12 protein-coding genes are annotated in these 24,512 nt (G+C 34.5%); 8 read left to right on the forward strand and 4 right to left on the reverse strand.

Features of this window, described 5'->3' with window-relative positions:
* Positions 1-206: 206 nt before the first annotated feature.
* Positions 207-1,388 carry a DUF6786 family protein gene (locus NH26_RS19810; RefSeq protein WP_044217720.1) on the forward strand — a complete coding sequence of 394 codons (1,182 nt, stop codon included), beginning with the start codon at positions 207-209 and terminating at the stop codon, positions 1,386-1,388.
* A 142-nt stretch (positions 1,389-1,530) separates the two neighbouring features.
* Positions 1,531-2,871, forward strand: coding sequence for an L-fucose:H+ symporter permease (gene fucP, locus NH26_RS19815; protein WP_242427359.1), 1,341 nt, complete (start codon positions 1,531-1,533; stop codon positions 2,869-2,871).
* A 114-nt stretch (positions 2,872-2,985) separates the two neighbouring features.
* Here fucP and NH26_RS19820 read toward each other — a convergent pair whose 3' ends face one another.
* From NH26_RS19820 to NH26_RS19835, 4 genes are all read right to left on the reverse strand, one after another.
* Complete coding sequence (locus tag NH26_RS19820; protein ID WP_044217722.1) at positions 2,986-5,079, reverse strand: xanthine dehydrogenase family protein molybdopterin-binding subunit; 2,094 nt, start codon at positions 5,077-5,079, stop codon at positions 2,986-2,988.
* Between the two features lie 2 nt (positions 5,080-5,081).
* Complete coding sequence (locus tag NH26_RS19825) at positions 5,082-5,546, reverse strand: (2Fe-2S)-binding protein (RefSeq protein ID WP_317041001.1); 465 nt, start codon at positions 5,544-5,546, stop codon at positions 5,082-5,084.
* Positions 5,533-6,555, reverse strand: a complete 1,023-nt coding sequence (locus tag NH26_RS19830) for an XdhC family protein (RefSeq protein ID WP_044217727.1) — start codon at positions 6,553-6,555, stop codon at positions 5,533-5,535. Before NH26_RS19830 ends, NH26_RS19825 begins: the two co-directional genes overlap by 14 nt.
* A gap of 276 nt (positions 6,556-6,831) precedes the next feature.
* Positions 6,832-8,172 (reverse strand): family 16 glycosylhydrolase, encoded by a 1,341-nt coding sequence (locus tag NH26_RS19835; protein ID WP_052431741.1) that lies wholly within the window; start codon positions 8,170-8,172, stop codon positions 6,832-6,834.
* 577 nt (positions 8,173-8,749) lie between these two features.
* Here NH26_RS19835 and NH26_RS19840 point away from each other — a divergent pair.
* The 6 genes from NH26_RS19840 to NH26_RS19865 all read left to right on the forward strand — a co-directional run bounded on the left by NH26_RS19840 (position 8,750) and on the right by NH26_RS19865 (position 24,224).
* Complete coding sequence (locus NH26_RS19840; RefSeq protein WP_199880269.1) at positions 8,750-14,137, forward strand: PKD domain-containing protein; 5,388 nt, start codon at positions 8,750-8,752, stop codon at positions 14,135-14,137.
* 85 nt (positions 14,138-14,222) lie between these two features.
* Complete coding sequence (locus NH26_RS19845; RefSeq protein WP_158021981.1) at positions 14,223-16,466, forward strand: beta-galactosidase; 2,244 nt, start codon at positions 14,223-14,225, stop codon at positions 16,464-16,466.
* A 158-nt stretch (positions 16,467-16,624) separates the two neighbouring features.
* Entirely contained in the window at positions 16,625-19,198 is a 2,574-nt protein-coding gene (locus tag NH26_RS19850; protein WP_199880270.1) for a glycoside hydrolase family 2 TIM barrel-domain containing protein, read from the forward strand.
* Between the two features lie 3 nt (positions 19,199-19,201).
* Positions 19,202-20,611: a family 16 glycosylhydrolase gene (locus tag NH26_RS19855; protein WP_052431744.1), complete on the forward strand. Its 1,410-nt coding sequence runs from the start codon at positions 19,202-19,204 to the stop codon at positions 20,609-20,611.
* 156 nt (positions 20,612-20,767) lie between these two features.
* A complete protein-coding gene (locus NH26_RS19860) occupies positions 20,768-22,294 on the forward strand; it encodes a sulfatase-like hydrolase/transferase (protein WP_044217733.1) in 1,527 nt (508 codons plus the stop codon).
* 205 nt (positions 22,295-22,499) lie between these two features.
* Positions 22,500-24,224 (forward strand): T9SS type A sorting domain-containing protein, encoded by a 1,725-nt coding sequence (locus NH26_RS19865; RefSeq protein WP_044217736.1) that lies wholly within the window; start codon positions 22,500-22,502, stop codon positions 24,222-24,224.
* The last annotated feature ends 288 nt before the right edge of the window (positions 24,225-24,512 follow it).

Genomic DNA, 24,512 nt, shown 5'->3' on the forward strand with positions numbered 1-24,512 from the left:
TGTATCTCTCGTCTATTATTAACAACTGACATAGAAACATCTGAAGTAGAAGTAGTCTGGGAGTAAAATCACTTTCTCTTTTTCTAAAAGATGAGTAATCATATATCATTATATATTTCAAGAGTATAAATACTAAAATGAGATAGTATTTGTAAGATTTGGAATACAAAACATCATTATTTCATCATAGCTTGCTACTAACAGAAATGAAGAATTATTATCTATTAATCATTATGGCTTTATCAACATTAACTAGTTGTACGGAAGACACTCCAGTTAAAAAAGGAACATTTGAATATGATGTTGATTTTTTACAAACATATCAAGAAACCATTCTTTTAAAGAATAATAATAGTCAGGTAGCTGTTGTTCCTGCCTACCAAGGTAGAATCATGACAAGTACAGCTACGGGTAAAAATGGCAAGAGTTATGGTTGGCTTAATTATGATGCTATTTCGTCAGAAGTAGTACAAGATAAGATAAATATATATGGTGGAGAAGATCGTTTTTGGTTAGGGCCAGAAGGTGGACAGTTTTCTATATTTTTTGAAAATGGAGCAGACTTCACTTTTGAAAATTGGAAAACACCTCAGCAAATTGATACTGATATTTTTAAGGTAGTTGACCAAAGTACTTCAAGTGTTTCTTTCTTGAAAGAAATGAAACTTACCAATTATCAAGGCTTTCCTTTTCACATCGAAGTAAGAAGGAAAATCAATGTATTTGATCGTACACAAATAGAGAAAAATTTGAATATCGATTTGTCTCAATTGGACATTGATTTTGTAGGAATTGAATCAGTCAATGGGCTCAAAAACATCGGTGATCAACCTTGGTCAAAAGAAACAGGGTTGTTATCAATTTGGATCCTTGGAATGCTCAATCCTTCAGATGAAACAACCATCATTTTACCATTTAAAGAAGCCCCTAATTACAATACTTACTTTGGCGATGTTCCCTCTTCAAATATTGCGATAAAAGAGCAATCAATTTTATTAAAAGCAGATGGGAAACATCGTACAAAATTAGGCTTACCTCCTGTTAATACACAACCTTTGGCAGGGAGTTATGATGCTTCAAACAATGTATTGACGGTGGTTCAATTTTCTGTAGGTGATGAAACATCTTATGTAAACTCTCTCTGGGAAATACAAGACGAACCTTTTAAAGGGGATGTAGTCAATGTTTATAACGATGGACCATTAGAAGATGGTAGTCAATTGGGGCCATTTTACGAATTAGAATCATCATCGCCGGCAAAAGAATTAAAAGTAAACGAAGAAATAAAACATCATCATATTACTTACCACTTTGAAGGAGATAAAAATGATTTAAATAAAATTTGCCTTCAACTTTTTAATCTAAAATTAGATGATATAAAAATATAGAAAAAAGGGAAATGGCTGTGTTTTTTTTAATGGAATGGAGGCTCTCACAAGCACAGAAGAAAAAATAGATGAATAAAAAAATGAAATACACCCTTGATTATAACTAATAATACTACACATAATACAAAGAGAAATGGAAGGAATGATGACAAATAATGTTGGTGTTGATCAACTAAAACAGCAAGAAAAAGAAATAAAGAAAAAAGAGGAAAAGGTAATTGAAAAAAAATATTTAATACCATTTATTCTTATTTCCTCTTTATTTGCCCTCTGGGGTTTTGCCAATGATATTACAAACCCTATGGTTTCGGCTTTTGAAACCGTTATGGAAATTTCAACCTTTAAAGCATCATTAATACAATTTGCTTTTTATGGTGGATACTTTACTATGGCTTTACCAGCAGCTATTCTAATTAAAAAATACTCTTACAAGAAGGTTATTTTATTCGGTTTAGGCTTATACGCGGTAGGATGCTTATTATTTATTCCAGCTGCTCAATATCAAATTTTTGGTTTCTTTTTAGTATCACTCTATATTCTAACTTTTGGATTGGCCTTTTTAGAAACTACGGCTAACCCATTAATTTTATCATTAGGGTCACCAAAGACAGCGACAAGAAGATTAAATTTTGCGCAATCATTTAATCCTATCGGTTCAATTACCGGAATGTTTGTCGCACAGCAATTTATTTTATCCAAATTACATTCTGCAGAAAAAGCAGCAGATGGATCATTGCTATATTCTACTTTATCGGCTGTAGAAAAAGAAGGTGTAAGAATGCACGATTTACTTGTTATTCGTGATCCATATGCGTTATTGGGTATTGTCGTTGTTTGTATGTTAGTGATCATAGCAGTAACTAAAATACCTCAAACCTCTAAGAAAGACGAAAACTTTAACATTAAGGAAACGATCATTCGATTGTTGAAAAATATTGATTATAGAGAAGGTGTGATAGCACAGGTATTTTATGTGGGAGCACAAATTATGTGTTGGACATTTATTATTAAATATGCTGAGAACTTAGGATATAGTAAAGCAGATGCTCAAAGTTTAAATATTGTAGCTATGGTGATATTCTTAAGCTGTAGATTTATCGCCACTTATTTAATGAAATATATTAATACAGCATTGTTGCTCATGTTTTTTGCCATCGGCGGAATTTCTACAATGTCGATCACCATTTTTATTGGAGGTGATATTGGTTTATATGCTTTAGTAGCTACTTCTGCATTTATGTCATTAATGTTCCCGACCATTTATGGGATAGCTTTAGACAAAGTTGGAAATGATAGTGAGTTTGGTGCAGCAGGATTAGTGATGGCCATTGTTGGAGGAGCATTAATGCCACCTTTACAAGGTAAAATAATCGATCAAGAAGTAATTATGGGAATGTCAGCGGTTAACTTCTCTTTCATTTTACCTTTAATTTGTTTCATTGTTATTGCAACATTTGGCTATAGAAGGTATTCTTCAAATTAGTGAATAGGAAGCATTGGCTGATTGAACATTTCCTTTTTTAGAAGGTAAATCGAGATCATTTCAATGAGATAAAATAAAAGAGGACAATAGTAAAATATTGTCCTCTTTTATTATTTATGCTAAAAATGGATGATTTGTCCACCTTTTTCCTGTTGCTTTCTTAACTGCATTTGCAAAAGCAGCTGCAGCAGGAGGATAAGCAGGTTCTCCCAAACCTGTTGGAGCAGCGTTGGTATCTACAAAATAAGTTTCAACTACAGGCGTATCCATCATTCTACCTAGTTTGTAGGTATCAAAATTTTGTTCTTGAACTTTACCCTTTACAATAGATATTTCAGAGTTTCGAGAATGTCCTAAAGCATCTAAGATACTACCTTCAACTTGTGCTTTTGCACCAGAAATATTGATGACAATACCACAATCTACTGCAGCAAAAACTTTAGTAGGAACAGGTACATCTCCTCTCATTTCTATTTCACAAACTTCAGCTACATAGGTATTATGACTAAAATAAGCCGCAAAACCTTGAATCTTATCTGATTTACCCCAATTCGATTTCTCTTTCACAAGATCAATCACTTCTTTCATTCTTTTTGGAGCGTAAGGAAGCTTTTTACCAGTGGCAACATCAAGCATTTCATGGTGAAGGTCTATTACATCTTTCCCCATTTCTTCAGCTACTTCATCTAAAAAACAACCTGTAGAAAAGCCAACCATATTAGAAATAGGAGCTCTCCACCATAAAGTGCTGATTTCTGTTTCGATAAGTGCTGATTCTATATTGTAATGATCAGTGGTGCCTTTTGGGAAAAAGTTAGCATTCCAAGGTCTTAAACCAAAGTTCTGAGCAATAGCCTCTCTAATTTGAAATGCTTTTAACGTATTATTTTTAATACCCGCAGTCATCTGATATTTCACTTTCGGTCTAAATTGACCTGAATCCATATCATCTTCTCTTTTATGTACAAGTTTAACAGGGGCTTTTATTTTCGCAGAGATTAAAGCAGCTTCTAAAGTGAAATCAGTGCTTAAACGTCTACCAAAACCACCACCCATTCTTGTCATCTCAACTGTAATATTCTCAACAGGAATACCCAATTCTTTTGCAACAGTTGTAGCACTGTCTTTAGGCACTTGTGTTGGTCCGATAAGTCGAACATTTTTTTCTTTTACATCAGCAAAGAAGCAAAGTGGTTCTAACGTAGCGTGTGCAACATAAGGAGATGAAAATGTTTTGCTAATTACTTTATCAGCATTTTTGATCGCTTTATCATATTGTCCATAACCAACGATCTTATTTGCCTTTTTACTTAAAGCTTTATCCATCTTGGCATCAATCACCTTAGAGTCTTGATCGCTCTTTATGTTTTTCCATTGTACATCAACAAGGTCTTTTGCTTTAAAAACAGACCATGTATTTTGTCCAATAATAGCTACTTTATCGCCTATAGCAACTACTTGTTCAATACCTTTTTGTTCCAAGGCTTTTTTAGCATCAAAAGTAGCCAAATTAGCACCAAATGGAGGAATAATGATACTAGCGAATTTCATCCCTTCCTCTTTATAATCGATACCAAAAATAGGTTTTCCGGTAATGATCTCATCAATATCAACATTCGCTATTGGCTGACCTATCAATTTAAAATCTTTTGATTTTTTGAGAGGTGCTTTTTCAGGAACTTCTAGTAATGCTGCAGCTTCTAAAACATCAGCATATTTTAGTTGATCTCCTTTCGTATTTTTTATGATTGCATCTTCTGCACTACACTCTGATACAGGTATTTTCCATTGGTTAGCGGCAGCCGTCATCAGCATTAATTTTACTGTTGCACCTGCATTTCTTAGCGTTGGAAAATTCTGACGAATCGATTGAGAACCACCAGCAACCTGACGGTTAAAATCGTTACTTAAAGGTGCTTGTTTCACCGTAACCATCTTCCAAGGAACGTCTAATTCTTCGGCCACGATCATGGGCATGGCTGTCTTTACACCTTGGCCAATTTCTGGGTTGGGAGAATAGATAATTACATGCCCTGTTTTTGCCATTTCGATATAAGCATTAAAGGATGTGAAATCCAAAGTATCAATATCTACTGGCATTTCAGAACCTTTGCTTTCGCATCCAGCAAATTGCAACCCGATCAATAGTCCACCGCTTCCTAATAACGATAGACGTAAAAAGTTTCTTCTGTTTATAGTTTTACTCATGTCTATTTTGTTAGTTTTTCAGCAGCTACAGCTACGGCTTTTTCAATTCTATTGTATGAGGCACATCTGCAAATATTTCCTTGCATGGCCATTCTTATTTCCTTTGCATCAGGAGATGGATTTTTAGCTAAAAATGCAGAAGCAGTCATCATTTGTCCACCCTGACAATACCCACATTGAGGCACATCAATTTCTTTCCAAGCTTCTTGCACCGGATGATCTCCATGATCAGATAATCCTTCAATAGTAGTAATATCTTGTCCTTCCGCAATTTCAATAGTTGTCTGACAACTACGTTGAGCTTCTCCATCAATATGAACAGTACACGCTCCGCATTGTCCAATGCCGCATCCATACTTGGTACCCATTAATTGAAGTTCATCCCTTAAAACCCATAAAAGAGGTGTACCAGGGTCAACTTCTACCGTAAAGTTTTGCTGATTAACTTTTAGACTAAATTCCATGATTTATTGTGATGTGATATTGTTGATCAAGAGTTTTATCTTTTGATTTATTTTTTTGAATTTGAATGATTTCACCAATGATTGAAATGGCAATTTCTTGAGGTGTTTCTGCTCCAATGTCTAATCCACAAGGAGAATGTATACTTTCAAGAAATGCATTGGATACATCATTAGAAAAATCGATAAGAGATTGTATTAGTTTTTTCTTACGTTTTTTTGCACCAAGAATTCCAAGGTATCCTATGGTTTGATTTTGTAATTGAGTGAGGTAATGTAAATCTTTAATCAGATTATGCGTCATTAAAACAACAGCAGTATGTGCATCAAAACTTAATTGATGTACCTCATCTTCGTTTATTTTGATGTATTCTACTCCATGAGGGAAAGCACTTTCTTCTCCTTTACCATGAATACTATCTACAATGGTCACTTTCCAACTATTTCCCAAAGCAAATTGAGCCAAGGGGACAGCATCATGATCGACACCAAAAATATACAATTGGAAAATGGGAGAAAGCGATTGATCAAAGCAGTTAAACTGAGGGTGATCAATCAGTAGGTTAGATTGAAAAACAGATTTTGATTGACTGATAAAGCGAGTATGACTTTGCCCCATGATCAAGGCATTCTCAGAATACAAAGAATGGCAGTCAATATTCTTCCTTTCATCAATTAACTGATTAAACCTTTTGAGATCATCCGAAGAAACAACAAAAGGTTCTATCAACAAGGTTAAAACACCTTCACACCCTAAGCGTAGACGTCCATTATAACGAATTACTTTTGCTTCTTGATGAATAAAAACATCCTGTGATTGTCTTTTAATTTCTGTTTCTACACAACCTCCACTCACAGCTCCAAACATATCTCCCTCTTCAGAAATCAACATTCTAACCCCAGGTTTTCTGTAGGAAGAACCGTCCAATGCTACTACAGTAACTAATACTGTTGCAATTCCGTTTGTATTCCAATTATGTGCTTTTAGGACGATCTGTTGGAGTTCGTGTAACATGAAGAGTGTTTAAAATATGATGCAATGACAAGTTAAAAATTACTAGAGTAATCACATGAATAAAAGGATCAAATTTATACTTTGATAACACAATGAACAAAAAAAAACAATGGATGATAACCTGGGAGAATCAAACTGAATATTTTAGGCTACAATTTGATAAATTTTGATTAAAAAAGAGAGGTAAGTAGCTTGTTTTGAGTAGAATGATAAACTGAAATAAAATAAGTAAGGACAACGTAAAACATTGTCCTTACTTCATAGGTATGCTATTTTTTATTTTGTCTTAATATGAGTCTCTTGAAATGACGGGCTTTCAACTAATTCAAAATGATCCACTCTCACTTCGTTCTTTTTCCACTTATTAGTGAAGTAGATCATAGTGTCGTTTGCATTTTTACCCGTTGTAAATAAGATAGATTGTCTGTACCAATCGTTCTTAAAATATTTTATGATAGGTTGCTGTCCAGCGCCATAATTTTTGACACCTAACCAACCATTATCGTAGATTGTTTTTTCATCAGAATTTGGAAGGCGAGCATACGCTGAAAGTACATAAGTTGTATTTGGCTTCAACTTCATATGCAAAGTGGCTGTTGCTTCACTACCTGCAGCAAGTTTAATATGGTTGCTACCATCAAAACTTCCTTTTTTAGTCATTAATTTTACTTTACCTGTAGTTTCCCAACCTTCTAAACCATCTTCAAAGCTACCATTTGCTAATAAGTTATTCTGCTCAATTAATTGAGAAGAAGAGGCCATTCCGCTATCTTTTTGCCATACTCTTACATAATCAATATGGAATTTTAAACCCTCAGCAGGGATGTCTTCTTTCTTAGGATTTACTTTCCAAGGGAAAACTTCATTATCTACCCAAACTTTCTGTTCATTATTCATTACCCACTTATCACCTAATTCTTCTCTTGTAATTTGACGAACCAAATGACCATCGATAAATATTTTCATGAAATCCTCATTCCATTCGCAACCATACACATGGTAATCTTCTGCTAAACGGAAAGGCAATTGTACTTTATTGTCCCAGCTTGTTTTACCAAATAAAGGGTCTTTCGGGTTTTTACTCCAATCATGAAAAGAAGTATGATACACTTTTTCATGATGTTTATCTTTAGGGTATTTACCAAAGATTTCGAATATATCTAATTCTCCACCTTTACCTGTAAACCAAAATGCACTAGATAACGGTCCATCAGCTGCTTTACATCTGATCTCCATGTAACCATGTTTAAATTTTTTCTTAGAGATGATAGCACCAGTAGTAATATTTTCAAATTTGTGTCCTTGGTGTTTCCCTTTCATAAACTCATAGCCAGGTTCCCATCTAGTAGTAATAACTAGCTCATTGTTCTCTACACTTACCGCATGTGGAGCAAATTGAGAAGGTGCTCTCCCTTTGAATTTATTTTCAAAATGATCATTCTCTCCTTGAACAATCCATTTATCTTTATCTAAACTTCCGCTTTTAAATTCATCACTTACTTCAGGATTCAATACCCAACCTTCTTGATTATTGGGATCTGTGTAAGGAGTTTGTCCGTAGGTATTTATGGCAAGTGCACTGCAGCCGACCAATAAAAATTTAAAAAATCTATTCATTTCAATTACTTTTTTTTGATGATAATACTTTAGGTTCAACCCTTTAGAATTTATATATATGAATCATTTCGAACAATGTATTACCAATTAAGTATACGTTGCCATTGGTATATTCTTGATATGCCTTAGGGTTTTGAATTTTGATACTGCAATTAGGAATTTTTTATTTGGATGCATGTGTTTTTAAGTAAATTAAATGGAAGCGTAAGTGAGGTTGTTTTTACCCTTTTTATTAACATAACACCTAATTGTAAAAAAAATACACCCTCCATAAATGTAATCATAACCCTTATTAAGTGATTGATAATCAATGTATATGCTGTTTGTTTTTCTGAGTCAATTTACGGTAAATCACATCGTTTTCACTTATAACAACCCTCCGTATATGCTAAAAAAATACCTTTGGTTTTGTAATTAAGTGTGAACATAACAACTAAAGATGAAATAATTTAAAATTATACCAATCCTATGTTCCAGTTATTTTTTAGAGACAAGGAGACGGACTATTTACTTGGAACTGTAAAAGGAACAATTAGGAGAAATGAAATAATGAATTATAATTAACAAAATAACAATGATGAAAAGATTTCGACTTTTTATGGGCTTGATAGCTCTATTACTCTCTCACTTTTTGTATGCTCAAGAAAAACCAAACATCTTGATTATACATACAGATGAGCACAGCTTTAAGACTATTGGTAAATATCAAGAATTAGATAAAGGTAGTGGTAATATATCTAATGAAGATTATTATAACCCTTGGGGTGCATCAGAGAATGTACCTACACCTAACTTAGATAGAATTGGTACAGAAGGAGCGGTAAGTACAAAACACTATGCTACTTCGCCAACATGTACTCCATCAAGAGCATCTTTAATGACGGGTAGATACCCATTTGCTACTGGAGCTGCTCGTAATGATCGTCCTATGAACGATAACCTTCTTACGTTTGCAGATGCATTTAAAGAGAATGGTTATTCAACTTCTTATGTAGGTAAATGGCACTTAGAAGGTAAAGATGATCCTGCTACGCAAGTATGGGGTGCAGGTAGAAATTTTGGTTTCGACAACATTGATTGGAGAATTGAAAAAGAACACTGGACTTGGTATGATGAAGATGGTAACCCTCCTTATAACTGGGGTGACCAAGGTAAACCTGGTGACGGGTGGATTTATGCTACTGAGTTTTATACCAATAAAGCCATCGAGTTGATGGAAAAAGATGTAGAAAATGGAGACCCTTTCTGTTTGATGATCTCTATCCCAGATCCTCATACACCCAATCACTCTTCACCTGAATACCAAGATTGGTGTAGAAATGTATCTTTTCAAGCACCATATACATATGAGGAAACTTATGTAACTCCTGAAGAGGACGAAGCAGGTGTAATAAAAAGACCACACTGGGCTAATGATAGAAATAACAACGATGTATGGCATGGTTCTCATCGTTATGCGGAATTTGATGAATTCTATATGCAAGAATATTGGGGTATGCTTTCTGCTGTTGATGACAACGTAGGTAGAATGTTAGATTTCTTAGATTCTAAAGGTCAATTAGACAATACTATTATTGTTTACTCTTCAGATCACGGTGATATGTTATTCGAAATGAGTAGAATTAACAAAGGTCTTCCGTATGATGGATCAGCAAAACTACCTTTCATGATCCGTTACCCTAAGAAAATTAATGCAGGTAAAGTAGTCACTACTCCTAACTCCAACGTAGATGTAGGACAAACACTATTATCTTTAGCAGGATTGCCAACAATGGATGGTATTGACGGAGAAGATAAATCAGAGTTATTTACAAGAGACGAACAATTAGTAACGGATGAAGATACTGTTTTAATTGTACAAGATGGTAACTGGTGGATGTGTGTTGCCACAGAACGTTATAAGTTGGTATTGAACAACAAAGAAGCCCCTTACTTGATTGATATGGTAGAAGATCCTTTGGAATTGGACAATCAATTGGAAGATAAAAATGGTGCAAACTACGACGAATACTATCAAATTGCCCTCAAATTAGAGGATAATATGAAACGTCAGGTAGTAGAGAAGAAAGAATTATATGGAGCAGGTTTTAAATTCTTAATGTGGATGACCAACGGCCCTGAAGTTCCGGAATTACCTGCAGTAGATGAATCAGAATTACCTTTAGATCAGACACTTTTTGGTTTTGAAGGTCCTGCAATGGTAGACGGTACTGCTAAAAGATGGACGTTGAATGCTAATTATCATGAAATTGTAGATACTAAAGCGAATACAGGCGATCATAGTTTGAAATTCTCTTACAATACACCTTTAGCTGGTAACGCATCTCTACATGCACCAGGTGGAGTAGTAAGATTAGCAGATGGTCATTATACTTTCAAAGCAAAAGTATTTGTTGAGCCAGGAAGTGGATTGAATAGATTCAGACTAAATTTCAAAAACCCTAGTAAGAGTTTAGATCCTTTCGATATTTCTGGAATAAACACAGGAGAATGGGTAGATGTAGCCTTTAATTTTGATATGATTCCAGGTACCACATCCGAAGGTACTTTCTCAATTGTTATCCAACCGGGTGATACAGATGGAGGTTCATTCTGCGAAGTATACTTCGATGATATTGAAATTAAAGAAAGAATCCCTTTAACTTTCCAAGGTTTAGATCCTGTATTGTATGGTTTCGAAGGTCCAGCACTTATTGATGGAACGGAACGTAATTGGACACTAGGAAACGGAGCGATTTACAATAGAGATCATGTACATACTGGTCAAAGAAGTTTAGATATGTCTGATATCAGTAGTATTAATGCTACTACCACTTTAGCGGCACATTCACCTGTAAAATCTCTTTACATGAATGAAGGAGATTATCAGTTAAATGTTAGAGTAAAAGCAGTTGAGAATAATAGAATCAATACTTTTGACATCATTTTAAAAGACAACAAGCCTCAGAGTTTATTCATGACGCATCAATTTGATATTTCTACTATAAAAGAAGAAGATGGATGGGTGACGTTAACTAAAAACTTTAGCTTTAATCGTGAAAGTGATCCGGGGAACGGACAAATGACCATTAGAGTAAGAGAGGTTGATTTAAATGCTGGTGGATCTGAAGCGATGCTATTTATTGATGACATCGAATTAGTGAAGTTAAGTGAAGATAATGGCGGAGATGAGCAAGAAGTTGCGAAAGATGTACCAAACGTTGATGGAGACATCAATTTAATCAATTCGCATTTACATAGTTTCGAAGGCCCAACATTATTGGATTTAAATGGTGATGGTACGAAAACTAGAGTAGATTGGATTAGTTCTCAAGCCTTCACTATTGTACCACTAAATGGAGCTCCTCATGGTAAACGTGTGATGAGATTCCATCATGAAACGGCACTTTCGAGTAATCAAAGTACTTATTTAGAGAAGTTATCTGCACCTCTACCTCGTGATAGAGATTTAGAATTCTCTATGAAAGTATATAAAGAAGAGGGAAGTGAGATCAATAGAATTCGCTTATTAAACTTATCAGCGGCTGTTAATTTTGATATTGATGCTATTCCTACGAACGAGTGGGTTACTTTAAAAACTACTTTGAAAGATATCAGAGATGATCTTAGAGTAAACTTACAAGTACAAACGGGCAATACAGGCAATCATGCCACATTATACATTGATGATATTCGTATTGTTGATCCTAACGATCTTGATGGTGAAGAGACAGAAGGTTGTGCGCCAAATGCCAATGCTTTTTACAATACTTGTATATATGGTTTTGAAGAGCAACAAACAGAGTTCACACTCACAAATAATTATTCATTTACAGATGAAAAATCATGGGGCGGAAACCATAGTGTGAAAGTTCAAATTGATGAAGTAATCACTACAGGAAATAAAAACTTATCACCGAAAGCAAGTATTCAATCGAGTCAAGTGATGACGGAAAACTACTACATCACAATGAAAGTTTGGGTGGATCCTAATTGTACTCTTGACAATCTTGCTACAGTGTATAAATACAATACTAGCGGTGCTAAAAGTAATTTAATTAGTTTAGATGGCGTGCCAAAAGGAGAATGGGTCACTGTTTCACAATATCAAGAAGTACCTGATGGAGACGATGTTTCTTTAGATTGGATAGGACTCCGTTTTAACCGATTTACGATTGGTACAGGTACACTTTATGTGGATGATCTAAATGTTGTTTTAGAAAGCGATTGGGTAGCAGAAGCAGAACATCAAGTTTCTTTCAAAATTAAAGATGAAGATAACACTGCGATTCAGGATGCTGTAATCAGTATGAAGAACTTTAATGATCTTGTTTCTGATGTGATGGGTGAAGCGTCTGTAATGATGACCAATGTATCTAATAAGTTCTACTCTGTAATGAAAGAAGGATACAATGTTGTGAATGCAACTTTCAATATGAATAACGATGATGTTAATATTGAAGTAACGCTTAAAGAAAGAACATCTGACTTTATTGTGAAGTTAATAGATCCTGAAGGAAATGTGGTTCAAGGTGCTGTAGTTACCTTAAACGAGACTGATCAACAAGTATCTGATGTGAAAGGACAAGTGATTTTCTCTGGTTTCTCTATCGGATCAGTAATTGATTATAGTATAACATTACAAGACTTCAAAACAGTATCAGGTCAGTATGTAACGACTAAGGATACCAAAATATTAGAAGTGCAATTAGAAAATATGATCTACGCACCTCTAGCAGATTTTGAAGTTACTAGAACAAGTGGAGCACTTCCATTAGTATTGAAATTTACAGATACTTCTGAAAATGATCCTAAGGAATGGGCATGGGATTTTGGTGATGACAACACATCTACAGAAAGAAATCCATTCCATACTTATAGCCAAGCAGGTAAATATACTGTTACTTTGGTAGTGAAAAATTCAGCTGGAGAAAGTTCTGAAACTAAAGAAGACTTTATCATTGCTGGTAACCCTGTCACTTCAGAGTTTACTGCTGATGTTACTTCTGGTACAGTACCTTTAACGGTTGTATTTACAGATCAATCCACAAATACTCCAACTGAGTGGTCATGGGACTTCGGTGATGAGAATACATCAACAGATCAGAACCCTACACACATTTATACTGAAGTAGGTACTTATACAGTGAAGCTGTTAGCATCAAATAGTGATGGTGGAGAAGAAGTGATCAAAACGAATTTAATTACGGTAAATCAAATTGATGCACCAGTGGCTAAATTCACAGTAGATGCTGAAGAAATCACCATTGGCGATGCAGTTCAGTTTACAGATCAATCAACAGGAACACCAACTTCTTGGTCTTGGACATTCGGAGACGGTACAACTTCAACAGATCAAAACCCATCGCATACTTATGCTAGCGAAGGACAATTTACAGTAGCCTTAACTGTTGAAAATGCAGGAGGTCAGCATACGCTTTCAGTAGAGAATTATGTTACTGTTAAAGAAGAAGAAGTTGAAGCTCCAACTGCCAATTTTGAAGCCGACGAAACTTCTGGAAAAGGAGAATTGAAAGTGAAATTCACTGATTTATCAATTGGTGATATTGTAGATTGGTTATGGAATTTTGGAGATGGAAACACTTCTGAAGAACAACATCCAGAACATACTTACACAGAAGAAGGTGATTATACTGTCAGCTTAAAAGTAAGTAATGAAGGTGGTGAAGATACTAAAACAATGGAAAACTACATCAGCATCGAAAACGATGAACCTACAAGTAGTGATCTTGAGAAATTGAATATTAGAATCTTCCCTAATCCTGCTCAAGATTTTGTAAATATTGTTGGTCCAAACATCGAAAAGGTAACAATTTTCAATAGCCTTGGTCAACTAATAAAAACAATTGATTACAAAGAAAATTCATTAAAAATAGACGTACATACTTTAAATAAAGGCGTTTACATCTTCAATTTACAAATGAAGAACGGTAAAGTGCTGACAAGTAAAGTACACGTAAACTAAACTTAACAAATAAATTGGAGAGACTACTATTCATTTAGTAGTCTCTTTTTTATGAATAAATTATCTTGTGTGTAAATTAAATATGATGAAAAAACTACTTATTATTTTTGTGATGAGTCTTTGTACGATGATGACTCAAAACGTTGATGCTCAAGACTGGAAAAAAGAATATCAATTTCAGAAAAAGGAATTGATGAAAAAAATTAGCAAAGCAGATAAAAAAGGAATTGATACTTATAAAGAAAAATCGACTTTAAGAACGGCCGAAATATGTGTTCTTTTTGCCGATTGGGACAGTAAAAATGTAAAGGAAAACGAGAAGCTATTTAAAAAATTAAAAACCTATAAAGATTCTGCCAATGCAGTAGCAAAGGCATTACCGGTTAGAGAAAAAGAGGAAGTGCTCACAATGCTACAGCAGGCAACAAACTCTTTAGAATTAGCCTTGAAAGGAGAAATTAGTAAACAAAAATCGGTAGACGTTGATTGGACTGATTTAAGTCTAGATGGTAGCGATATTTTATATAAAGACCAACCTGTTTTCTTGGCAGATTATTCTTGGAAACCAAAATCTGATATGACCTGGGAGTACCATGGTAAATTGGATGGATTTTTTATGACAACAGCCTATTTAACGTCTAAGAATGGAGATTTTAAGCCTAAATTTAAAGAGGAATTATTCAACAAGAAGGAATCGACTGCTGGTTTTGTTTTCTTAAATCATTTAAACCCTCCTAAGTTTTTTACAGATGAAGTGCCAGATGCTAGCATAGGTAAAAGAAGATATTTTGATTACGACATAGACCATCCTGCAACTAAAGAACTATTATCTCTTTTATTAAAAAATACAGTTCCTCATACAAAAGACAAAAAATACAGTCAGTTGGGGTATATGTTAGTGAACGAACCACATTGGCATACAAAGAAAGGAGAGTGGGACGCTGGAGATGTATCAAAATATACGATTGAAAAATTCAAAAACTACTTAAAAGAAAAACATCAAAGTATTGCTCAATTAAATGAAATCTGGAAAACAGATTATCAGAATTTTGATCAAGTAGATTTACAAATACCTATTGATCCTGAGTGGGAGGGGAAACCTCAATGGTACGATTGGTGTCGTTTTAATCAACTAAGAGGAAACGATTGGTTTGATTTTCTGGACGAGGAAATCAAGAAGTACGATACCAATGCAAAAACTCATGTAAAAGTGATGCCTCACTTATTTACAAATAATGGTAGAACGCATGGTATCGATCTAGAATATATCACACAAACCTCTGATATTATTGGTAATGATGCAGGGTCTACTTACAGTGATATGTGGAGAATGAAAGATCCTTCATGGCAAAAACACTATGCTTTTGATTGGAGGCAATTATGTATGAGTTATGATTTTATGAAATCAGTATCTCCTGATAAAATTATGTTCAATACAGAGTGTCATTTTATCTCTACAATTCGCTTTAGAGATTTATACATGCAACCCGATTATGCTAGGGCAACGTATTGGTTAGCAACTACTCTAGGTATGAATGCTGTACAAACATGGTTTTGGCCAAGAGATAAAGACGGATCCCTTAGAAAAAAATCAAAAGGGTATGCTGCCTCTTTAACTCAAATGCCTTTAGTGTTAAATGAAATCACTTTAACTTATGCAGATCTAAATGCCAATGGTTCTTCTATAAGTGAACTTCAGAAATTGAGAAAACCCATCCGTATATTCCAATCTGAAACATCTGCTATCATCAATGAAAAGTACATGGATGAGGTGTATGCTGCTTACGAAAATGTACTTTTTGAAGGTTGGGCAATTGGTTTTGCCACAGAAGGTATTCTAACACATCAAAATCAAAAAGATTGGGACGTATTGGTAATCAAAAATACCCCTTATGTAACGGCATCAGAAAGAGATGCATTACAAAAGTATTTGGATAATGGAGGTCAAATTATCATGGATAAATCAAGTATTCGATGGAATGAATACAAGCAGCCAATTACACCATTATCAAGCAAAAATATCACTTACCTAGAGAAGGATGAAGCGGTGAGAAATAAAGCATTAGAGTTGGTAAAAGAGCAACATCCATTTGAGTTAAAAGAGACTTTAGGAGAGAAGAATACTTGCCTTTGGAGATACCATAAAGTAGAAAATGGTAAAGTGTTAATGTCAATTGTGAATATAGGAAATAAAGAAAAAGGCGTTCACTTTAATGACCAAAATGTTTCTCAGGTCACTAATGTAATTGACGGTACATCTTCATTATTATCATTTAAGATAGCACCATTAGAGGTGAAATACATTGAAATAGAGTGTGTTAATAAGTAGTATGATAAATTGTAATTATGCGTATTTACTATTAACAACATGCAACAAATACAATTTTAGATACATTTCTTGTTCTGAGAACAACATCAACTTTTTTCTTTAGGCGTACATTTACATTATCAGCAATTGGATGAACAAACTGTTTAAATGTGAATGAAATGATGAAGAAAATTACATACATACCTTTCGTGTTTTTTATGTGTATAGGTTTGGTAGGTTGGTCTCAGAACAAGAACCTTAAAAGCTTTAACGACGATTGGTATTTTACCTTATCGGATGCACCCGAATATGCATTAACCACTTATTCTCCTACAGATTGGAGAAAGTTAGACCTTCCTCATGATTGGTCTATTGAATTAGATTTTTCTGAAGATTTAGAAGGTTGTACTGCTTTCTCTCCTGGGGGAATAGGTTGGTATTCTAAGATCTTTAATACAACAATAGAAGATAATCAAAAGTGTTATATCATCTTTGATGGGGTGTACAATAACGCTGACTTTTGGATTAACGGAATGAAAATAGGGAATCACCCTTATGGTTATGCTCCTATTTATTACGACTTAACACATGTCCTATCACCAAAAGGACAAGAAAATAGATTTTCGGTAAGAGTAGACCACAGTCGCTACGCGGATTCTAGATGGTATACTGGTTCGGGTATTTACAGAAATGTAGAAATTTTAATAGTTGATAAATTACATATTCCAGTATGGGGTGTTTTTGTAACAACTCCAAAAGTGGAAAAAGAGCATGCTTTAGTAGACCTTCAAATTGATATCAAAAATGATTACGAAGGAACACAAAAAGCTGAAATCATTACAGAAATTCTAAACGCTGAAGGTAAAGTAGTAAGTACTTCTACTTCTGATATTACCCTTTCAGCTAAAACTAAAGAAGTAATTCACCAAGAAATTGAGGTGAAAAATCCTGCCCTTTGGGATGTGGATGCTCCCCATTTATACAAAGCAAAAACCATTGTCAAAAGAGGAGAAGAAGTCTTAGAAGAAAGAGTGACTACATTTGGTATTCGTACCACAGTATTTGATAAAGACAAAGGATTTTACCTGAACGGAAAAAACATCAAAATAAAGGGTGTTTGTTTACATCATGATGCCGGATTAGTAGGAACAGCAGTACCTAAAGATGTATGGAGAAGAAGACTTCAAAAATTAAAAGATGGAGGATGTAATGCCATTAGATCTGCCCACAACCCAGCATCAGACGAGTTCTTAGATTTATGCGATGAAATGGGATTCTTAGTACAAAACGAATTCTATGACGAATGGGATCTTCCAAAAGATAAGCGTTTTAATATGCATGATAAGGATGTAGATTACATCACAAGAGGGCATTCAGAACACTTTCAAGTATGGGCAGAAACTGATTTAAAAAATACTATGAGAGCGGGGAGAAATCACCCAAGTATTTTTCAGTGGTCTATTGGTAATGAAATAGAGTGGACTTACCCAGGTAACAGAGGAGCAACAGGTATCTTTAAAGAAACAAACAAAGACGATAAGATGGACTGGACGTTGTGGAGAACTGAAATTCCTCCTCATACTCCAGAAGAAGTAAGAGAATTCTGGAAAAACTTTCCTGAGCAAACATTTACGATTGGTGAAACAGCCAAAATACTTGCAGACTGGACTAGAGAAATGGATACTACTCGATATGTAACTGCCAACTGTATTTTGCCTACATCAAGTTTTGAAACAGGTTATACTGATGTTTTAGATGTGGTAGGTTTTAGCTATAAGCCTCATAAATACAATTACTTTAAAAATACGTATCCTGATAAAATTATGATGGGTACAGAAAATGTGCCTCGTTATTACGAATGGAAAGCAGTAATGGAGAACGATTTTATTGCTGGTTTATTCCTTTGGACGGGTGTTGATTATATGGGAGAAAGACGTCAACATCAATGGCCTCTAAAAGTAACGAATGAAGGGCCATTGGATTTGGCAGGGTTTGAAAGAGGTTCATATCATATGTTTAAAGCACTATGGAGAGACGATATACCTGTTATTTCAATGTATTCTCAATCGGCAAAAAAATCGATTTATAAAGTGCTTAAGGATGGAAGCATCGTAGAAAAGAAGAAGGATTATTGGAAGTTGGCTCCTAGAGTATGGCAAAATGTAAATCCTCATTGGAATTATCAAAAGGATGAAAAAACCATTGTTGAGGTGTATTCTAACTGCGAAGAGGTTGAATTATTCCAAAATGGTAAATCATTAGGTAAACAATATTTAAAAGATCAAATTGATTATACTTACAAGTGGGCAGTTGATTATAAAAAAGGTAAAATTGTAGCTAAAGGTAAAAAAGGGAAACAAAAAGCAACAACTCAGCTAGAAACAGCAGGAGAAGTTGCCGGTATTAAGATCACAGCAGATCGCGAAAGCATGTTGGCAAACAATACTGATGTTACCCATTTTGTTGCTCAGTTAGTGGATAAAAATGGAAAGCCTGTAAAGTTTGAAGAGAACGAAATGATTTTTGAAGTTGAAGGAAATCATCGTTTCTTGGGAACGGATTGTGGAGATTCAAGAAAAATTGAAAATTTCAAAAATAATCAAGTAGCTACCTCATTTGGACAATGTTTAATGGCAGCTCAGGCAACAAAAGTACCAACAGAATTAAAAGTGTCTGCTCGTTCAGTAGATGGGAAGTTGGTTTCTAATGTGGTTACAATCAAAATAAATAAAAACGATATTATCATAGAATAAGAGATGAAAATAAATATTAAATACTGTATTACCGCTGTTTTATTATCGGTTGGAATACAATTAAATGCACAAAACAATCCTGTTTCTGATCCTGAAAATAAAGATAAGTGGCAGTTTAACGAACAATTAAGTGATGAGTTCGACGGTACTTCTTTAGATAAATCTAAATGGTGGATCTTAGGTGAGAATGGAGATTATAGAGCAAAATGGAAAGGACGTGCTCCAGGACAATTTGTTTCAGAAAATGTACATGTGAGAGATGGTCACTTAGTACTTCAAAGTAAGTGGGATCCTTCTTTTGATTTTATTGAAGAGAAAAACAATAATGTCTACTACGGCGGTACAAAAGAGAAATTCGATAAAAGTTATCCAATTACACAAGCGTGTATTATGAGTGAAACGTTTTTTCAGTATGGCTATATGGAAATCAGATGTAAAATTGCTGATGCTCCAGTGACTTCAGCATTCTGGACGACAGGCTATAAATCTGAAATCGATATGATCGAAAATTTCGGAAAGCTTCCGATAGGTAATCCTGAGAAAAAGAGTAAAGATCTTGAGAAAAAATACAGAACGAATGTAATTAATTGGGAAAGACACAATGAACCTAATTTCAAAAACCATAAGGTAGAAGATGTCATGGAGAATAGATTGGCAGAAGAATACCATGTATATGGTTTTGAGTGGGATAAAGATTACATGAAGACATTTTTTGATGGTGAATTGGTAAGAGTGATCCAAAGAGAAGATCTGGAAAAGAAAAACCAATGGATACATCAGTTTCCTCAAGAGTTATGGATTAATTCAGAAGTATTTTCTTGGTACGGTACTCCAACAAAAGAAGACTTGGCTCAACCCGCAGAATTTTTAGTAGATTATGTGCGTATCTGGCAAAAAGAGATTACGAATCCTCATTTTGATGCCCTAGGTTTTGAAGGTCCTTTTTATTTCCAAGGAAGAAGTGTGAATTGGTGGTGTAAAGGCAAAGAACCTTGGAGATTATCAGACGATAAGGCTTCTAACGGTGAGTTTGCTTTACGATTTAAAATGGATAAAAAAATCAAAGGTAAATCATCAATTTTCTCTCCATACGGATCAATAGATTTGCCTAAAGGCGATAATGAATTGGTTTTCAAAGTGTGGATAGACAAGAAAACGAATGTAGACAAAATCAATATAGTTTTACAAAAACCTTTCAAAAAACTTACTGTTGATTTAAGTAATGTGAAAAAAGGAAAATGGGTAGAACTCTCAGTACCTTTCAAAAGAAAAGGAAACTCTGACTTAGCTTTAAAAGGAGGAGATAGGTTACAAATCACTATCGCACCTGAAGATATTAAAGGAGACCAAGCGTTGTTTTATATTGATGAAATCACTTTCAAAAATAATAACAATACAAAAGACACTAGATAAAGTTAATCCTAAAAGAAAAACCTAATAATGCCTTCTTAACCTATCTGTAATGATTATTTAACTGATAATACCATGTATTTTACGTAAAGTAACATGAACATTACAGGTAGGTTTTAGATTGCAACATCATATTTTTAACTAAAATAATGAATTGAAATGACTCGATTAGCAAAACAAATTTCCAGTCTGTTATTTACGTTAGCCATAGTAGCAAATATTGCTTATGCTAACGATAAAGATAAAGACAAATCGCCCCGTCCAAATATTCTTTTAATTGTAATGGATGATTTGGGATATGCGGATCTAGGCTTTATGCCACACGCTGCTAAAGATATATATACACCTAATATAGACAAATTAGCCCAAGGAGGAACAATATTTACTTCTGCTTATGTTACTCACCCTTACTGCGGACCAAGTAGAACAGGTTTGATGACAGGTAGAATGCCTCATGTATTTGGAGCACAATACAACCTTGCCGCTTTCTCTGGTTATGGTGTAGCAGAAGGAGAAAAATTTATGTCTGATGTACTTCAGGATGCAGGTTACCATACGGGTATTATTGGTAAATGGCACTTAGGTGAGGAAGGAGATTTCCATCCAAATGAGAGAGGTTTTGATTATTTCTACGGATTTTTAGGTGGTGGTCATGAGTATTTCTCAAATACTTGGTTGCCTGCAGCTACTTATAAGCCAGAAGAATATACTATGGGTTCATATGGGAAAGATTACAATCGCCCAATGATGAAAAATAAAGAATACTTAGAGTCGGATAAAGGTTTATATGTGACAGATGTTTTAACAGATGCAACATTAGAATTCTTGGATGAATCTAAAGAAAGCAACGAACCATTTTTCTTGTATTTATCATACAATGCACCACATACGCCTCTACAAGCTAAGAAATCTGATATCAAAGGTATACAAGAGAAGTTAGGTGACAACGCAGCAGAAAAAGGAAGTAAGCGTCTTACTTATACTGCCATGATGTATAATGTAGATTATAATATCAAACGTATCGTTGATAAACTTGAAGCAAGTGGTGAGTTAGACAATACAATGATTGTTTTTATTAGTGATAATGGTGGTAAAACACCTGCTGGAGCTAACAATCAGCCATTAAAAGGTAAAAAAGGTGATGCTTACGAAGGTGGATTTAGAGTACCAATGTTTGTACATTACCCTAACAGTAATATGAAGAAAGGTGACATTAATGATCACAACTTCTCTTCACTAGATTTCTTCCCTACGTTTGCAAAATTAGCAGGTGCTGAAATTCCAAAAAGTAAGGTATTAGATGGTAAAGATGTTTGGGAAAATATCGAGAAAAATACAGATCCAAGAAAAAATGAGAGCATCTATGTTCTTCGCCACTTTAATGCTTTTAATAGAACTGGTGTAGTAAGAAATAACTACAAACTTTACACTAGTGGAGATGGTAAATGGAGTCTTTTTGACCTAAGCAAAGACATGGGTGAGAAAAATGACATTGCTTCTAAAAACCCTAAAATGGTAAAATTAATGAAGAATGTAGTGAATGAGTGGACGTACACTTGGGAAGAAAAAAGACCTGAGTTCTTTGATGCTCCTAGCTATAACTTCGAAGCTAAGTGGAAGAAATTTAATATGCCGAACTTTGAAAAAACATTCGGTGATATTCATAAAAGCAAAAAAAGTAAATAGCATTGTTTATGGAGGTATTTGGACCTCTGATCAATTTATTTAAAATAGTATTAACAGGCTTCTATTCAAGAGGCCTGTTAATACAATAATAGCTTGATTACCTATCGATTGAGCTTAACTATCCCTCTCAACAAATTATTTCATTGCTCATTTTTTTATTCTGGTGGAACAGCCACAAAATTTCAAAAATTAATTTTTAGAAGAAATGAAAAGAATTATACTACTAAGCTTACTATCCTTATATTCTCTATTATTAAATGCTCAAGTAAATCCTCTTTCAGATCCAGACAATAATGGTGGATGGGTACTTAATAAGTGGGCGAGTGATGAATTTAATGGAGAAGAATTAAATAAAGGAAAATGGTGGGTTCTTGGTGAAAATAACGATTACAGAGCGAAGTGGAAAGGACGTGCACCGGGTCAGTTTGCAGGACATAACGTAAGAGTAGAAAATGGAGAATTAATTCTTACTTCCAATTGGGAGCCAGATTTCGATTTTGCTTTAGAAACCAATAATGGATGCTATTACGGAGGTACTGATAATGGCCCTGATGGTAGTAAACCAATTACACAAGCAAGTGTGATGAGTGAAACGTTCTTTCGTTATGGTTATATGGAAATCAGATGTAAAGCAGCTGACGGACCAGTAACTTCTGCGTTTTGGACTACGGGGTATCATGGTGAAATTGATATGACGGAAAATTACGGTAGAAGACCTATCGGAAATCCTCAAAATCAACCCGATGTTTTAGAAAGAAAATATAGAACTAACCTTATTAGTTGGGATCCTGATAAAGCGCCAGATCAAAAAGCTTGGAAAGTAGAAGATGACATGGGAGTGAGAATGGCTGAAGAGTATTATGTCTTTGGTTTTGAGTGGGATAAAGAATACATGAAAACCTATTTCAATGGTGAATTATTACGTTCGGTCACTAAGGAAGAATTGCTTGCAAATGACCAATGGAAATATGATTATCCGCATGAATTATGGTTATCTTCTGAAGTATTTTATTGGTACGGCTTACCTAGTGAAATAGATTTTCCAAATCCTTTAGAATACAAAGTAGATTATATTAGAGTATGGCAAAAAGGAACTCCTCAATCATTTTTTAATGCAAAAGGTTTTGAAGGTCCGTTTTATTTCCAAGGAAGAAGTGTACAATGGTGGAATGCTCCAGCACATCCTTGGAGAATTAGAGATGAAAAATCGGCAGAAGGAGAGTTCAGTTTAAAGTTTGATAAAGACGGCGATTTCTCTGGAAATTACTCTATTTTTTCACCATTTGGATCTATCAATATCCCATCTGGAGAGAACGAAGTAAGTTTCCAATTATGGATAGACAAGGATACAGAATTTGATAATATTGATGTGATTCTAAATAAACCTAGAACTGTTATTAAAGTCAATACTCAAAATCTACCTAAAGAAGAGTGGGTGACTGTATCAAAAACATTCACAAGAAATGGAAGCTCAGATCAAAGTTTAAAAGATGGCGATAGACTACAATTGATGCTTCGTTCAAAAGATATCAAAAGCACAAAAGCATTATTTTATGTAGATGATATTCAATTTAAGAATGATCTTGATGAAGGAGCTCCTGATTATCCATATCCTGATGATGAATATCCAGATGTGGAAGAGCCAGACGGACCAGAAGATCCTGATGCAGGTTTGCCACCTACAAGCATTACTCCAGGTTTTGATCAAACATTTAAGCTATATCCTAATCCTACATCTCATCATTTAACAATAAAAGGAGAGGTACAAGGAATGATAAAAGTCTATTCAACTCAAGGTCAATTAGTGCTCTCAACAGAGAAAACACAAGATTCAAAAGTGTTGTCTTTAGAGCATTTGGTGAAAGGAATGTACATCGTTACTATTGAATCTAAGGAGAAAACATACAGATACAAGGTGTTAAAGAATTAGACGATACTTATATATCAATTTGAGTTGATTTAACGTAAACATAATTGTTGGCTACTTAAATACAGAGGGTTGTTTCATAAATTTGAAACAGCCCTTTTTTGTTGATATGACTTTTTAGTTGCGTTAAATAGCTGACCAATACAAAAGGTCTCATAAAGAATGAAATACCATAGGTTTGATTCCGATAGAAGCTTAATGTGATGTTTTAATACAATCACACTGCTTGTACTATCTTGCAAATAAGGTAGGTATCATTCAATAAGAGACCTATTGATGTATTTTTAGAGA

The sequence above is a fragment of the Flammeovirga pacifica genome (assembly GCF_000807855.2).
Lineage (GTDB): Bacteria > Bacteroidota > Bacteroidia > Cytophagales > Flammeovirgaceae > Flammeovirga > Flammeovirga pacifica.